Annotated in this window: 17 protein-coding genes; 8 read left to right on the top strand and 9 right to left on the bottom strand. The window is 65.8% G+C overall.

Annotation, left to right across the window (positions count from 1 at the left end; genetic code table 11):
- Window positions 1-20: 20 nt before the first annotated feature.
- The 4 genes from M3I53_RS17955 to M3I53_RS17940 form a co-directional block, all read right to left on the bottom strand.
- Entirely contained in the window at window positions 21-647 is a 627-nt protein-coding gene (locus tag M3I53_RS17955; protein WP_254317230.1) for a membrane integrity-associated transporter subunit PqiC, read from the bottom strand.
- Window positions 644-1,939 carry an MlaD family protein gene (locus M3I53_RS17950; protein ID WP_254317229.1) on the bottom strand — a complete coding sequence of 432 codons (1,296 nt, stop codon included), beginning with the start codon at window positions 1,937-1,939 and terminating at the stop codon, window positions 644-646. The genes M3I53_RS17955 and M3I53_RS17950 overlap by 4 nt, the downstream gene beginning before the upstream one ends.
- The gene (locus M3I53_RS17945; RefSeq protein ID WP_254317228.1) at window positions 1,936-3,138 is read right to left on the bottom strand and encodes a paraquat-inducible protein A; all 1,203 of its coding nucleotides are present in this window, start codon (window positions 3,136-3,138) and stop codon (window positions 1,936-1,938) included. The genes M3I53_RS17950 and M3I53_RS17945 overlap by 4 nt, the downstream gene beginning before the upstream one ends.
- 101 nt (window positions 3,139-3,239) lie before the next feature.
- Complete coding sequence (locus tag M3I53_RS17940) at window positions 3,240-3,509, bottom strand: hypothetical protein (RefSeq protein WP_254317227.1); 270 nt, start codon at window positions 3,507-3,509, stop codon at window positions 3,240-3,242.
- Between the two features lie 59 nt (window positions 3,510-3,568).
- Here M3I53_RS17940 and M3I53_RS17935 point away from each other — a divergent pair, with 59 nt between their 5' ends.
- Window positions 3,569-3,757, top strand: a complete 189-nt coding sequence (locus M3I53_RS17935; RefSeq protein ID WP_254317226.1) for a hypothetical protein — start codon at window positions 3,569-3,571, stop codon at window positions 3,755-3,757.
- Between the two features lie 146 nt (window positions 3,758-3,903).
- Here the strand turns inward: M3I53_RS17935 and M3I53_RS17930 are convergent, their stop codons facing one another.
- Together M3I53_RS17930 and M3I53_RS38210 are read right to left on the bottom strand one after the other, a co-directional pair.
- Window positions 3,904-4,395: an LEA type 2 family protein gene (locus M3I53_RS17930; protein ID WP_375542546.1), complete on the bottom strand. Its 492-nt coding sequence runs from the start codon at window positions 4,393-4,395 to the stop codon at window positions 3,904-3,906.
- 262 nt (window positions 4,396-4,657) lie between these two features.
- Window positions 4,658-4,780 (bottom strand): hypothetical protein, encoded by a 123-nt coding sequence (locus M3I53_RS38210; RefSeq protein ID WP_302057717.1) that lies wholly within the window; start codon window positions 4,778-4,780, stop codon window positions 4,658-4,660.
- Window positions 4,781-4,795: 15 nt separating this feature from the next.
- On the opposite strand from M3I53_RS38210, the gene M3I53_RS17925 reads away from it, so the two are divergent.
- The 3 genes from M3I53_RS17925 (at window position 4,796) to M3I53_RS17915 (ending at window position 7,243) form a co-directional block, all read left to right on the top strand.
- Window positions 4,796-5,044, top strand: a complete 249-nt coding sequence (locus M3I53_RS17925; protein ID WP_254317225.1) for a hypothetical protein — start codon at window positions 4,796-4,798, stop codon at window positions 5,042-5,044.
- Window positions 5,045-5,187: 143 nt separating this feature from the next.
- The gene (locus M3I53_RS17920) at window positions 5,188-6,219 is read left to right on the top strand and encodes a sensor domain-containing diguanylate cyclase (RefSeq protein WP_254317224.1); all 1,032 of its coding nucleotides are present in this window, start codon (window positions 5,188-5,190) and stop codon (window positions 6,217-6,219) included.
- A 244-nt stretch (window positions 6,220-6,463) separates the two neighbouring features.
- Window positions 6,464-7,243 (top strand): ABC transporter substrate-binding protein, encoded by a 780-nt coding sequence (locus M3I53_RS17915; RefSeq protein WP_254317223.1) that lies wholly within the window; start codon window positions 6,464-6,466, stop codon window positions 7,241-7,243.
- Window positions 7,244-7,320: 77 nt separating this feature from the next.
- Here the strand turns inward: M3I53_RS17915 and M3I53_RS17910 are convergent, their stop codons facing one another.
- Window positions 7,321-8,217 (bottom strand): AraC family transcriptional regulator, encoded by an 897-nt coding sequence (locus M3I53_RS17910; RefSeq protein WP_254317222.1) that lies wholly within the window; start codon window positions 8,215-8,217, stop codon window positions 7,321-7,323.
- 152 nt (window positions 8,218-8,369) lie between these two features.
- On the opposite strand from M3I53_RS17910, the gene M3I53_RS17905 reads away from it, so the two are divergent.
- The gene (locus M3I53_RS17905) at window positions 8,370-9,149 is read left to right on the top strand and encodes an SDR family NAD(P)-dependent oxidoreductase (protein WP_254317221.1); all 780 of its coding nucleotides are present in this window, start codon (window positions 8,370-8,372) and stop codon (window positions 9,147-9,149) included.
- A 21-nt stretch (window positions 9,150-9,170) separates the two neighbouring features.
- On the opposite strand, the gene M3I53_RS17900 is transcribed toward M3I53_RS17905, so the two are convergent.
- On the bottom strand, window positions 9,171-9,374 hold the full coding sequence (locus M3I53_RS17900; RefSeq protein ID WP_028206775.1) for a DUF3079 domain-containing protein: 204 nt from the start codon (window positions 9,372-9,374) through the stop codon (window positions 9,171-9,173).
- Between the two features lie 232 nt (window positions 9,375-9,606).
- On the opposite strand from M3I53_RS17900, the gene M3I53_RS17895 reads away from it, so the two are divergent.
- A complete protein-coding gene (locus M3I53_RS17895) occupies window positions 9,607-12,120 on the top strand; it encodes a penicillin acylase family protein (RefSeq protein WP_254317220.1) in 2,514 nt (837 codons plus the stop codon).
- Entirely contained in the window at window positions 12,027-12,446 is a 420-nt protein-coding gene (locus M3I53_RS17890) for a methyl-accepting chemotaxis protein (RefSeq protein WP_375542545.1), read from the top strand. Before M3I53_RS17895 ends, M3I53_RS17890 begins: the two co-directional genes overlap by 94 nt.
- Window positions 12,447-12,493: 47 nt before the next feature.
- Here M3I53_RS17890 and M3I53_RS17885 read toward each other — a convergent pair whose 3' ends face one another.
- Complete coding sequence (locus tag M3I53_RS17885; protein WP_254317219.1) at window positions 12,494-14,092, bottom strand: EAL domain-containing protein; 1,599 nt, start codon at window positions 14,090-14,092, stop codon at window positions 12,494-12,496.
- Window positions 14,093-14,325: 233 nt separating this feature from the next.
- Between M3I53_RS17885 and M3I53_RS17880 the strand changes: the two genes are divergently transcribed.
- A complete protein-coding gene (locus M3I53_RS17880) occupies window positions 14,326-14,838 on the top strand; it encodes a hypothetical protein (protein ID WP_254317218.1) in 513 nt (170 codons plus the stop codon).
- Window positions 14,839-14,884: the final 46 nt, after the last annotated feature.

Raw genomic sequence — 14,884 nt, 5'->3', positions numbered from 1 at the left:
CTGTGTCAGCGATCGCCGTGTCACCGCACGGCGATCGATGCCGCGATCCGGTCGGCGAGTTCGCCGAGCACGCGACTGAGCGCAGCGGCTTGCGCCGCCGCGTCGTGACCCTCGACCGGCGCGCTCAGCGCGGCCTGCTGGGACAGCGTGGTGCGTGCGGGCTGCCCCGCCAGCAGCGTCCACGCCACTTGCAGCGTGAGCGTGCCGCCCGCGCTCGCGTTGCAGTCGAGCACCGTGACGACGAGCGTGCGCGTGCCGACGGGCGCAGGCGCGTCGGGAAAAACGAATGCGCCGGGCGGCAGGCGCGGCAGCAGGTCTTGCGCAAGCGTGCTGCGCATCATCTGCGCGAGCGGCGCGCCCCAGCGGTCGTTGTCGTCGACTGCGAGCCGGTTGGGCGCGACATGCGTCACCACTTCTGGCCGGTCGAGCACGGCGGGAACATGCACGGCGCTCAGCTGCACCGGGGCCATGGCGGCGGTGGAAAGCGGCGCTTGTGCAGGCGTCGCGTCGAGCGTGACGTAACGCGTGGGCGGGCTGTGGCCACAGGCGGCGATCCCGGCGCCGATGCCCAGGAGCATGACCGCGCGCAGCACTCGCGCGATCGAAGCCAGTGCGCATCTGGCGCGACTCGTATGGCGGCGCATCATTGGCTCTCCTCTGCCTTGCCGTGCAACAGCGCTTCGGGATGCCGGTCGAGATAGTCGGCGAGCGCGCGCACCGAGCGCGCGGTATTGGTCAGCTCGCGCAGCGCGGCAGGCAGGTCGTTCTGGCTCGAAGCGTCGGCGCCCAGCGTACGGTTAGCCGCCGCGACAGTGCGATCGGCTTCGTTTGCCGTCTCGCGCAGCTGCGCGACGAGCGGGCCGATCTGAGGCGACACCTGCGCGAGCGTCCGATCGATTTGCGCAACCGAGCGGTCGATATGCATGAGGCTGTCGCGGATCTGCGGCGAGGAGCTGATGGCGTTCACGTGCGCCGCAATGCTGCGCACTTCGTCGCCCGTTTGCTTGATGGGCAGGTCGTCGATCTTGCGGATCACGTCGCCGGCGCGGGAGGTCATGGTGTCGAAATCGGCGGGGGCGACGCTCGGGATTACGGGGAGCCCGTTGTCGGCGGTGAGCGTTGCGCCCGCTGCGCCTGCAACGAAGTCGAGATTGACCTTGCGCGGCCCGACGAGCGGCGGGTCCTGCGAAAGGCGCGCGCGCAGACCGTCGGCGACGAGGTGATCGAGCATGCCGTTGACGAGCGGGCGCCAGTTGCCGTCCGCGGGCGGCGGCGCGCCGACGATGCCGAGCTGCGATGGGTCCAGCGCCAGCTGAACGGGCGTGCTCAGTGCGCCCGTGCGCGCGTCGTAGCTCAGGCGCACGCTCGTGACGGTCCCCACGGGAAAACCGCGCAGATCCACCTCCGCGCCCGTGTCCAGGTTGCCGACCGCGCCGTCGAAGCGCACCGCATAGCTCACCATCGGGCCGTGTTCGGGCGCAAGCGCGGGCCGGCGATCGCTGCCTTCGAAGTGGTCGGCATGCTTGCCGGGACCCGGCTCCATGACGATTTCGGGTCCCGAAAGCATGGCCTTCAGCGAGGCTGGATCGCCCAAATCCACCTTCGCGCCGCGCAGGAAAAACTGCGTGCCCGAACGCAAATATGGGTTTTCCGCCCGGTCGATCCGGAGCTTGGCTTCGACATGGTTGCCATCGGGCGCGAGCGACACGTCCGAGACTGCGCCCACCTTCACGCCGCGCAGCGTGACGATCGTGTCGTCGGGCTTCATGCCGTAGGCGTTGTCGAATGTGACGACAACGGTCTCGCCGTCATGGATGAGCGCGCGCAGGCCGAGCCATCCCGTCGCGCCGATGGCGGCGATCGGCACGGCCCAGATCCAGCCGGGCCACGCGCTGCGCCGCACTTCGGCTTGCGTGCGGTGGCGATGCGCGCCGCTCATGGCTTTCTCCACGTATGCACATCCCACATCATGCGCGGGTCGAAGCTGCGCGAAGCCATCATCGTGAGGAAGACGACGAGCGCGAACGCCGTCGCGCCGAGGGCGGGTCTCGCCACCGCCACGCCGTCGAAGTGGATCAGCGGCACGAAGGCCGCGATCGTGAAGACGTCGACGTTCGACCAGCGGCCCAGTTCGTCGATCCACCGATAAAGATGGGCCTTGGCGCGCAGGTGCCGGCGCGAATGGCGCAAGACCGAGGTGATGAACCACAGCATGCCGCCGAGCTTCGCAAGCGGAATCACGATGCTCGTGCAGACGATCAGGATTCCGAATGGCCATAGCCCGACATGAAAGAGCTGATAAACGCCATCGATGATGCGGTGCGAGTCGTAGCGCCCGAGCTGCAGCGACATGGTCATCGGATAGAAGTTGGCGGGCACAGTGAGCACGAGCGCCGCGAGCGTGAGCGCGGCTGCGCGCACGACTGCATCCCGCTTGCGCGCGCGCAGTTTCAGCCCGCAGCGCGGGCAGGGCCGGCCCTCATGCGAAATGGGTACGACGAGGTCGCACACGGGGCAGGACAGCGCGTGCCCGTGCGGCGCTTCCTGGTCGGGGACGATGGCGCGCCAGACGGTGCGGCGATCGAGCGAGGCGCGCGTGAGCATCGACATGAGCGCGGCGACGATGAAACAGTAGCCGCCAGCCCCGATCGTTCCCGTAAGGTTCTGCGTGACGCGCGCATAACCGACCAGGCAGCCCACGAGATACACGTCGGGCATGGCCCAGATGTCGAGCGCGATGGTCCAGCGAAAGAGCGTGCCGATGTGCCTGCATCGCACACCGAAGCGGACCAGTCCGAGCACGATCGTGAGCACGCCGAAGCGTACGAACGGCAGCACGATGCCGAACGCGCCGAGCAGTATCGCGAGCGCGAGCCAGCCGTCGCGCCAGATCGACACGATGCCCGACGCGAGAACGGAGGAACGATCGGCGCCGAGCATGTGCACGGTCATCAGCGGCGCGAGGTTGGCGGGGAACAGCAGGACAAATGTCGTGATGGCGCAGGCGAGCGATGCGGTGATACTGCGCCCACTGCGCCGCTCCAGCGGATAGTGGCAGATCCTGCAGCGCGCGAGCATGCGCGGGCCGAGCGGAGGGATGTCCTCGAGGGCGCCGCATTCGGGACAGCCAATCGTCATGGGCGGGGCTCCTGACTACGCCTCGCGATGACACACGATTCGCATCAGTGAGGCAGTTCCAGGACGACCCGCATAAAACGTTCCCGCCCTGTGGCGGATGTTCAGCCTTCCGATTTATTGCGGTTCAGGATCCATGCCGCGCCGAGCGCGAAGCCGACGGCGGCGGCGAGCCCGAGCGCCGTCATGGGCTTGTCGGCGACGTTGTCGCGTGTGGCGTCGGCGGCATTGTTCAAGGCCTGCTGGGACTTGCCGTACAGCATCTTTGCCTTGCCGGCCAGGCCCATGGCGGGGTCGCGTAGCATGCGGGCCGCCAGGTGCTGCGCTTCTCCCGCGACCTCGCTCGCGACGGCGTGTGCGTGTCTCGTGTCCATTTTCGTGCTCCTGTGCTCAATGGGTCGTTGAATATGCGCGCTCCGCTTGCGCACTCACGGTGGAGCAACGCGAATGCCCGCAGCACCGCGATCGAAGCAACGGCGAATCAGCGCTCGCGTGCAAGCGCGAGCGCTGCGGTGAGCTGATCGAGGCCGAGGGGTTTGACGAGATGCCGGTCGAAGCCGGTGACGGCGGCGGCTTCGCCATTCGGCGCGGCTGGCACGAATGCCTGGTCGACGGGCAGTGAAACGACGAAACGTGGGCGAGCCGCACGTCGTCGCCATGCAGATGCAGCGGTGCGGTCGCCTTGCTCATGCGGCCGACGTGCGCGAGCTTCGCTTCGCGCTCGCGCAGCAGCGCCTCGGGCCTGGTGCGCTCGATGAAACTGCCCGTTCACGGGCCGAGCAGGCCCTGCGTCGGCAGCGACAGCTTACCGTGATCGACGAAGCGCGTGCCCCCGCCGATGCCGCCAGCCAGGCGTCCGCGTATTTCGTAGGGAATGCTGCCGGCCTGTGCGCTGCCCGCAAGGGCGAAAGCCTGGCGCACGGCGGAGAATGCCGGCACGGTCAGCGGCACGACGATGACCGCTTCACCGAAGCGCGGCACGACGCCGCTTTGATCGCTCACGCCGCTGGCGAACGATTGTCCGTTCAGGTCCAGTTGCAGCGACACGCCGCTGAATTCGACCGGCGTGTCGTTGGGATTCTGGATGCGCAACTTGACGTTGAAGCGCATCTCCATGCCTTCGCCCTGCAGCGGCTCGAGCCCCGCCACGTTGACCCGCAGCGGGTCTCCCATCAACCCGGCGCAGCCGCCAAGCCAGAACAGCACGCAAAGCAAGGCGCAGACAAGTCGCATTGAGCGCCTGGCGTCAGGTGCTGGCATGGCAAGTACCTCGTTCGTCGAGTCGCGTGCCGCTTAGTGTAACGTCGATCGTTCGCCGGTTTCTGCCGTGCGCCGGGCGGTCGCGGTTCGCTATGTTTCGATTCGCGTGCCCGAGCGGGCCACACGCGGCCGAAATCCGTTTCATTTTGCTTTCATCCGTCGCGTGGCATCTCACGTGAGGTCATGCGATCTGCCCGGACGGCTGGGCGGAGAAGCCCGCTACCTCGCCGAATCGCGCTAAAGAAATGCTTGCCCGGCAAATTTATTCCAGGGAAAATTCGCGCTGACGAAAGCCGGCATCGACGCCGGCTTGGATTGCGACCCGGCGCATGGTACCGGGCAGGTCAATCATTTCCCGGGCAATGGCGTCCGCAACGGTGATCATGCCGGGTAACTGCCCATGTTCAAGCGCCTCTTTTCCGAACTCGCCCGCGTCTTCGTCCCGGCTGGGCGAGATGCCGACTTCTCAGCTCTGATCGACTTCCCGGGCTGCGCGTTGGATGACGCCGGCATCGAGCGGGAAAGCGGTCTGTCCCGCTTGCGTGACAGTGCGGGCATGCGCGCGGCCCGCTCGCGCCGGCGCGTTTGGCGCCTTCGCGAAGTTCGCCGCGATCTGCGCCGCGCGCCTCGTCCGCCGCCGCGCCTTTAATGCCGCCATACGCTCGCCAGTCATCAGGGATAAAGCCGCTTGGATTCGTCATAGCAAACCTGCTACTGTCATTGGCACAAAAACCCGGCTGGCAGGACCCTTGCCAAAACAGGGTTTCAATTCCTTTACGGTGAATTGCCAATATGGATGAATTGCTTGAGCGGCTTTCCCAGAAGGTTGTCGCGGCCGAGAATCTGGAAGGACTCGTGCGGCCGCTTCTCGAGATGCTTGGAATCTTGACCGGATTTGAGTCGACCTACCTGACATCGATCGACTTCGGCCGCGAGGTGCAGACCGTCCTCTACTCGCGCAACGACGGCGACGTGCAACTCATGGAGGGCCTGCAGGTTCAGTGGTTCGACACCCTCTGCAAGCGCAGTCTGGAAAGCGGGCGGCGCGTGGTCAGCAACGTCAAGGACATCTGGGGCGATTCGCGGGCGGCCTCCGAACTCGGCATTTGCACCTACGCGAGCGCGCCGGTCTGCGCGGAAGGCGGCGCCGTCATCGGTACGCTATGCGGCTTCAGCCGCGAGAGCCTCGAAGTCAGCTCGCGGGCGCGCGGCGCGCTGAATGTCTTCGCAAAACTGATCTCGGAGCATATCGAACGCGAGCGGCTCATCGAACAACTCACGCTCGCCAACGAGCATCTGGCACAACGCGCCCTGATCGACGATATGACGGGACTGCCGAACCGGCGCGCGCTGTACGAGGAACTCGGGCGCCTGATGGCGCACGCCGCATCGGACGGCTCGTATGTCGTGGTGTGCATGATCGATCTGGACGGTTTCAAGGAACTGAACGATCAGCGGGGCCACGTGGTGGGCGACCAGTTTCTGCAAGCGTGCGCCGGGCGTCTGCTGACCGCGGTTGCCGAAAGAGGTCTGCTCGCGCGCATCGGCGGCGACGAGTTCGTTTTCGTTGCATCGGGGCCGGCCGATTACGATCAGGCGGCGAGCATGGCCGCCGTCATCGCGAGTCATGTCTCCGCGATGACGGCGGGCGAATATACCTTGCCGAACATGCGTCTGCATTACGAGGGAGCGACTGCTGGCTGCGTCGCGGTGCGCTTCGTGAGTGCCCAGCAGGCGCTCGACCAGGCGGACCAGGAGATGTACCGCGTCAAGCGCTTGCGGCGCACGGCTCGCGCCGGCAAGAGCAACTGGACATTCTGGTAAGTCTTCTATTGCCGCTTTCAAACGCCGCCTTCAACTCGCTTTAGGGTCTTCCCTGCCATAGGTGTTTCCGCCTGTTTTTGACGACTCGACGCGAGTATTCTGGACTGCTACCTTGCCGGGCGCAGGTGCACCCACAGCGTCGATCACGCTCGTGGTGTGCGCCGCGGGGGAATGTCCGCGCCGCAACCATGCGGGCGGTGTCCATGTCTTGACCACCCTGATATCCAGAACCGAGGGGGATCCCATGAAAAAGTTGTTTGCAGCCGTATCCATTGCCTTGATTGCCTCCACGGCCAGCGTCGGCGCCTTTGCCGCGGACACCATTCGCTTTGGTGTCGATGCAAGCTATCCACCGTTTGAATCGAAGGCACCGGACGGCAAACTGGTCGGCTTCGACATCGATCTCGGCAACGAGATCTGCCACCGTCTGAATGCCAAATGTGTCTGGGTCGAGAACGACTTCGACGGCATGATTCCGGCGCTCAAGGCGCGCAAGTTCGACGGCGTGCTGTCGTCGATGTCGATGACCCCGGCGCGCAAAGAGCAGATCGCGTTCTCGGACAAACTGTTCAACACGCCGACGCGTCTCGTCGCCAAGACGGGCTCGGGCATCATGCCGACCGCGGAATCGCTCAAGGGCAAGCGCGTGGGCGTGGAGCAGGGCACGATTCAGGAAGCCTACGCAAAGGCGCATTGGGCAACGGCAGGTGTAGAGGTCGTGCCTTACCAGAACCAGGACCAGGTCTATCAGGACCTGCTGGCCGGCCGTGTGGACGCCGCGCTGCAAGACGCCGTGCAGGCCGACGTGGGCTTCCTGAAGACGCCGCGCGGCAAGGGCTACAGCTTCGCGGGCGGCGACCTCGACGATCCGGAAACGCTCGGCAACGGCGCCGGCATCGGCCTGCGCAAGGAAGACGCCGCGCTCAAGACGAAGATCGATGGCGCGATCGCCAGCATCATCAAGGACGGCACGTACAAGAAGATCGAGAAGAAGTACTTCGACTTCGACGTGTACGGCAAGTGACATGACGCGTCTCGCGTGACGTGTACACGGCGCGAGAGAGGATGCACCGCTCTCGCGCCGCGTGTCACCGGAGGTGGCTACGCGGCCTCGCGCATTGTCTTCGCTTGAGATGAGTCTTTTTTTGGCGGTACGCCAAACATCCGCGTGTATTCGCGGCTGAACTGCGAGGCGCTCTCGTATCCCACTTCGAATGCGGCGGCCTGTACGCTCATCGACAGCGAAAGCAGCAGTCTGCGAGCTTCCAGCAGCCGCAACTGCTTCTGGTACTGAAGGGGCGGCAGTCCTGTCAGCGCCTTGAACTGCCGGTGGAACGCCGAAGCGCTGAGCTGGGCGACTGCCGCCAGGTCTTCCACCCGCACGGGTTCGGCAAACCGCGCCCGCAAATTTTCCACCGCGCGCATCAGGCTGTGAGAAGGGCTTTCGGTCGACGCCAGCCTCGCGATCTCCGATCCATTCGGACCGCTTAGCAACCAGTAGCAGATCTCGCGCATCAGCATGGGGTACAGCATGCCGATGGCGTCGGGCGTGTCCAGCAGGCGCACGGCGCGCAGCGCGCAATCGGCGAGGGGGCCGTCGAAGTTCGCGACGAATACGCCGCGGCCGGCGTCCGCCGCCGGCACGGGCACAGGCGACATCTCCTTCGCCACGGCGCGCAACATGGCCAGCTCCAGTTCGAGAATCAGAACCAGGCATGGTTTGGCCGGGCTCGCCTCGAACACGCGGCCCTGCGACGGCGTTTCCACGCCGACCACGAGCGCTTGACCGGCCCGGTACTCCAGCTGTTCCCCGCCAAAACTGGCCCATTTGGCGCCCTGGGCGACGATGCACAGAGCCGGCCGCGCCGAGCGAAACGCGGGCGGCGCGGGGTGGTCGGAGCGCAGAATGAGCAGTCCGTCGACAGCGGTGCTGTAGGGGCTCGTGCCCTGCTGCGCTCGCGTGTAGCGCAGCAGGGCGATAGAGAGTTCGTTCGTCATGGGGCTCGATAAGGACGCGCGACAGAAAGCGCGCGCCGACCCATCTTAGTCAGCGAAGCAGGATTAGGCAAGAATCGGGGAGATTCGGGTATTCACTCGCTGGTGGCGTGAGGCGCAGAATCGACGCTATCCACCACAGCGAGAGGTGCCAAATGGCAACGAACAACGGCGGTCAGTCGGGTCCGAAAATCGCGGTCGTCACCGGAGGCAGCCGCGGGATCGGCCGCGACACGGTGCTGCGGCTGGCAAGCCGCGGCGTCCAAACGGTTTTCACTTACAACACCAATCGAGAGCAGGCAGAGAAGGTCTGCGCCGAGGTCGCGCAAGCGGGCGGCCGTGCGATCGCCCTGCAGTTGAACATCGCAAGTTCGGGCGCGTTCGACGACTTCGTCGCGCGCCTGCGAGAAGCGCTTGCGACGCTGAATGCAACGGGCTTCGATTATCTGGTGAACAATGCCGGTATCTCCTCGACGGCCACGCTCGCAGCGGGCACCGAAGCGGAACTCGACGCGCAGTTCGCGGTGCATTTCAAGGGGCCGTTCCTGCTGACGCAAAAGCTGCTGCCGCTCATTCATGACGGCGGCCGGATCGTGAACATCTCCTCGGGACTTGCCCGTTTCGCGTACCCGGGCCGCTCGATATATGGCCCGATGAAGGCGGCTGTCGAAGCGCTGACGCGCTATATGGCGCTCGAACTCGCGCCGCGCCGGATTGCCGTCAACGTCGTGGCGCCGGGCGCCATTGCGACCGACTTCAGCGGCGGCATCGTGCGGGACAATCCGGAGGTCAACAAGGCGGTGGCGGAACATACCGCGCTGGGCCGCGTGGGCTTGCCGACTGACGTTGGGCCCGTGATTGCGGGTCTACTGTCGGATGACTTTGGCTGGGTGAACGCCCAGCGCATCGAGGTGGCTGGCGGCATTCATATCTGATTGCGCGGTTGAATTCGCGCGTTAAGGCGTGACGCTTTTGCCGGACGCATCGACTTCGATGCCCCAGTCGCCCTGTTCGAGCCAGTCGTCGCCGAGCAGTTCGGCCGGATGCTGCGTGCGGCTCTGGCCGTTGCCGCATCGCATGTCGTTGGCCGGGCAGTAGTGGTCGCAGCCCCAGCACAGGCGCTCGGGGTGCAGCGGGTGAATCGGAAACTTCTTTGCCATGTTGTTGCCCCTGTGCGATCTCGGTCAGAACGCTATATTGAGATTGTGTTCCTTCCGCGGCACGCTGGCAGATGGCAGGGTGTCGCGCCGAGGAAACTCGGGGAAGGGGATGGTGGTCGCGTCGCCTCCCCTGCGCGTTGTTGCCACAGGGTCATGCTATGGTCGTACGGCGTCCGGCCGATCCGGTCGCCGCGCCTGGAAGCGCTGAACACAACGACCCGCGTGCTTCTCCATGACCCGTTCGAGCCTTCTCCCGTCAAAGCGGCGCCGTGCGTGGCCGCTGATGCTGCTGTGTGCCGCCGTCATCGTCCCGGCTGCCTTGGTGCTGGCGGGCTGGCTGACATTGCGCGGCAGCTTGCCACAATTGGAAGGCACCCGTGCCGCGCCGCTTTCCGCACCGGTGACGATCGGGCGCGACGCGCTCGGCGTGGCGACAGTGCAGGGCGGCACGCGTGGCGACGTTGCCTATGCGACCGGCTTCCTTCATGCGCAGGACCGCTTCTTGCAGATGGATTTGCTGCGCCGGGTCGCCGCAGGCGAGATGGCGGCGCTCATCGGCCCGGCGGCGCTGCCGCTGGACCGACGCGACCGGCCCTTGCGCTTTCGCGAACACGCGCAGGCGGCGCTCGCGGCGCTCTCCGCCGACCAGCGGGGCCTGATCGAGCGCTATACGGCGGGTGTCAACGACGGCCTGCGCTCGCTTCGCGCGCGACCGTTCGAATACTGGCTGTTGCGCGCGCAACCGGCGCCGTGGCGTCCCGAGGACACGGTGCTCGCCGTCTACGCGATGTACTTCGATCTTCAGTACGACCAGGTGAGGCGCGTACTCTCTCGCGCGGCGCTGCGCGAGCGTGTACCGGCCGATCTGCTTGCGTTCCTGCTCCCTGAGACGAGCCACTGGGACGCGCCTCTCGACGGGCTGCGCGCGTTGGCGCGCCCGCCGGCTGCGCTGCCCGCCGCCCCGCCATCATGGCTCCCGTCAACGCAGTCCGCCGTCGATGCCCAACCGGATGCGGCCGCGCTGCTCGCCGGCCTGCCCGGTTTCGTGAGCGGCTTCGCAGGCGGCGGGAGCGCGGTCGATTCGATGGTCGGCAGCAACGGTTTCGCGGTCGACGGCGCACACAGCGCACACGGCGGCGCGCTGCTCGCGAGCGACATGCACCTCGGCCTGTCGCTGCCGAACATCTGGTACCGGATCTCGCTCGTCTATCCCGCGCCAGAAGGCGGCGGCGAGCGGCGTGTTACGGGCGTCAGCTTGCCGGGTACGCCGTTCGTCGTGGCCGGCAGCAACGGCCATATCGCGTGGGGCTTCACGAACAGCTATGGGCGCTTCGTCGACCTGGTGGAGCTTCAACGCGATCCGGCCGATCCACTGCGCTACCGCGTCCCGGACGGCGGATGGGAGCGGGCGCAGGTGATCCAGGAGCGGCTCGGCGTGAACGGCGGAGCGAGCGTCGATCTGCCGGTCGTGCAAACGCGCTGGGGGCCGCAACTCGTTGTCGGCGAGCATGGGTATGCATTGCATTGGGTCGCGCAGGATCCGCAGGCGACCAACATGAACTTCATGCGGCTCGAAGGCATCACGAACGTCGCCGACGCGGTGCACGCCGCGCAGACCTTCGGCATGCCGACGCAGAACTTCATGGTGGCCGACGCGCAAGGCCATATCGGCTGGACGCTTGCCGGGCCGCTGCCGCGCTTTGCGGATGCCGATGCGGACAGCACGGCCGCGGCGCTCGCGAGCTTGCCGTACCGCTCCGGAACGTACACCGGTTGGCAAGGGTATCGGCCGCCTGATGCGTATCCCGTGCGCGTCGATCCGCCGGCCGGCCGGATATGGACCGCGAACAACCGTACCCTGCCGCTGGAGGAAGTGGCGCAGATCGGCGACGCCGGCACGGATCTCGGCGCGCGCGCCACGCAGATTCGCAACGACCTGCTCGCGCTGCCGCACGCGAGCGAGCGCGACATGCTCGCGGTGCAGACCGACGACCGCGCGTTCTGGATCGAGTACTGGCGACGCGTGGCGCTCGACGCGCTCGATGCACACGCGCTCGACGGCCATCCCCACCGCGCCGGATTCCGGCGCCTCGTTCAGGCGTGGGATGGCCGCGCCGATGTCGATGCAGTCGGCTACCGGCTGGTGCGTGCGTTCTACGATTCGCTCTACGAAGCATGGTTCGGTGTACTGGACAAGCAGATGGCCGCGATTGCGCCGTACCTCAGCTATCGCGCGGCGAACTCCCGCTACGAAGCGACGATGGAGACGCTGGCCGACCATCGCGCGTGGATACCGGGCGGCTTCGCTGACTGGCGCGCGTTCATGCTGGACCGCATCGATCACGCCATCGCCCGATTGCCCAAGGGCACCAGGCTCGAAGATGCGTGCTGGGGCGAGCGCAACCGCTCGACCATTGCGCATCCGTTCGCACGCATGGTGCCGGCGTGGCTGCCGGGGGTTCGCGACTGGCTCAGCGCGCCGCATGACCCGCTGCCGGGCGACATCAACATGCCGCGCGTGCAGACGCCGGTGTTTGGCGCGTCCGAGCGTTTCGCGGTGTCGCCGGGGCGCGAGCAGGACGGCATCTTCGAGATGCCGGGCGGGCAGTCGGGCAATCCCATGTCGCCGTATTTTCTCGCGGGGCATGAAACGTGGGTGCATGGCGACGCGGCGCCGTTCCTGCCGGGCACAGCGGTGCATACGCTGAAGCTCGTGCCGGTTGGCGCACAGCAGGCCGAAAACTGAGGGTTCATGACACGAGCGGGTCCATCCTCCTCGCCGCGTCGGGCGTCGCCAACGGCGCCACGCTGGCGCAGCACGCGGGCTCGACGATGCTCGAGGTGACGGCGGCGGTGCAGCGCGTCACGGACATCATGGGCGAGATCGTCGCCGCCTCGGGCGAGCAGAGCACGGGCATCGAGCAGGTCAATCGGGCGGTCGCGCAAATGGACCAGGTCACGCAGCAAAACGCGGCCCTCGTCGAGCAGGCGGCCGCCGCCGCAAGCTCGATGGCCGATCAGGCGGCGCAGTTGCAGCAGGCGGTTTCGGTTTTCAGGTTCGCGGGTGCTTGACGTGAAAGCGGATGCCGTCGCGATCGTTGCGGCATCGAATTGCTTTGTCAACTGAGGCCCGCCGGCATGCTGTTCGCCTCGCGCGGCGCGCGATGCTTGCCCAGCCATTTCGCGAGATCGACGGCGGACATCGCCTTCGAGTAGTACCAGCCCTGGCCATACTGGACGCCCTTGCTGCGCAGCCACGCCACCTGCGCGCCCGTCTCCACACCCTCGGCGACGATTTCCAGACCCAACTCATGGGCCATCGAAATGATGTGCGGCGCGACCACGCTCGAAGCGGTATCCTGGACAATCGTATCGACGAACGACTTGTCGATCTTCAGCACGTCGATCTCGAACGTCTGCAGATAAGACAGGCTCGAGTAGCCGGTTCCAAAGTCGTCGATATAGATGGGATGACCAGCGGCCCGGAACGCCGCAATCACACCGCGCGTGGCTTCGGCGTTCATGAAGCTGCGCTCCGTCGCCTCGATGCGGACTTGCGCGGGCGCGATGCCCGTGCCTTCGAGCGACGCGCTCAACAGGTTCAGGAAGCGCAAGCTCTGCAGATCCTCGGCGCCCACGTTGATCGAGACATAAAACGTGGGATTTGCAGTGAGCAGTTTCCCCAACTGCGCGATGGTCTTTTCGAGCACGAGATCGGTCAGGGGCTGGATGAGGTGATTGTCTTCGGCCACGCGCACGAAGACCTCGGGCGAGATGGCACGCCCGTTCAGTGTCCAGCGCACCAGCGCTTCCGCGCCAGTACACTGGTTGTCCTCGAGCCGCACGATGGGCTGGAAAACCACGTCGATCTTGCGCCGGGTGATGGCCCACTGCAGCGTTGACGGGAACGAGAGTTGCCGCGACACGCGCCTGTAGGCGAGCCAGCCGAGCGCGGCGCCCGCGAACACGCCGATGGTCAGCCACGCGGCGAGCAGCTTGGGCCAGTCACCCGCCACGCTGCTGCGCGGCGACTTCACCACGACGCCAAGCGGGCGTGTCGATGATCGGGCGACAGCGTAATTCCATTCATTGCTGTTCACTTGGCCGCTGTGCTTCCACGCATCGAGCATGTCGTGCGGATCCGCGCCTGCCGAGATGGCGAGGAGCCTTCCCGTTGTAATCTGGACCACGGCGATAGGGCGCCTCGCGGGATCGATGAGATCGACATAGGAGCCCGGGTCGATGGAAACATAGTAGCCATGGCGGCCGAACTGAATGTCCTTGCGGACGTCGCTTAGTGGACTCTTCCGCTGGAACCAAACGAGGTAGCCGTCGTCGCTGCGATAGTCGGGCGGCGGGAGCGTGAGGTCCTTGCTGCGCACGTCGCCCAGCAGCGGAGAGCAGAGATAGCGCCCGTCGGCATATGCGCCGGCGTCCTGAACATAGCGGTAGTTGTAGATGGCACGCGCGGCTTGTTCGAGGCTGGATGGCGAACACGGCGTGCCCGGTTCGCGGTCCAGGTCGGAAAGGGCGGCAAAGGCCTGGTACGTAACAAGGTCCGTGCGCATGACCGCCTTCTCGGCGAACTCGCGGAGCTCGGCGCGATCACGCCGCTGGACATCCATGTCCGCGACGTAAAGACTCGTGAAAACGGGGACGAGAGTGGCGAGGCACGCGAGTGCGACCGAAGCGGAAATCAGCGTGATGCGCTTGATCATTTCGCACCCCGGATGGGTGGAACGTTAGGGAACGAACCAGAGGCTGAACGCACACGTGGGCGGCGCCCCACCGATGCTCGGGAGCCCGAACATCAGGCCCAAGCATACTCTTCGGCGCTTCGTTTTCAACGGACAAGCGTGGCGGTAGGACCATAGTCCGATTGTCCCCATCCGCCACGGCCGGCAAGATCTGCCTGTGTTGCTCGCCAGGTTCGCTGCGCAGGGGAGCGTGAATGGGGACTCTGTCCAACTTCGTGAAGCAGGCGTGGCTTGCCGCCGCGGTGGCGCTCGTAGCAGGCTGCGCACAGCCGTGGCAAAGCATCGAGCCAGGCGCCGACCAGTCCGCGTTGATCGCGCGTCTCGGGCCGCCGCGCGAAACCTATAACCTGCCGGACGGCGGCAAACGTCTCATGTGGCCGACCCAGCCGATGGGGTCGACGAACACCGTTGCCGATATCGACGCGAGCGGCAAGGTCGTGAGCGTGCGTCAGGTCTTGCAGGAGAGCGAGTTCTATCGCGCGAAAGTCAATGAGTGGACACGCAACGATGTCCTGATCAATTTCGGCCGGCCCGCCGAGACAGCCTACTTTTCGCGCATGCAGCGCGAAGTCTGGTCCTACCGCTACATCGAGAACAACATCGACTACATGATGTTTCACTTCTACTTCGACGATCAGGGCATTTTGCGGCTCACGCAGAAGACAACTGATCCATTACGCGACCGGAACCTGCGGCGCGGGTTCTAGGCCAGATTCCGTTCAGAGGCTTGCACCGCACCGAAGCGTGTATGCG

Origin of the sequence: Paraburkholderia sp. CNPSo 3272 (genome assembly GCF_024206495.1) — a bacterium.
Taxonomy (GTDB): domain Bacteria; phylum Pseudomonadota; class Gammaproteobacteria; order Burkholderiales; family Burkholderiaceae; genus Paraburkholderia.
The sequence above is the reverse complement of the archived record's forward strand: the minus strand, read 5'-3'. Positions and strand labels throughout refer to the sequence as shown.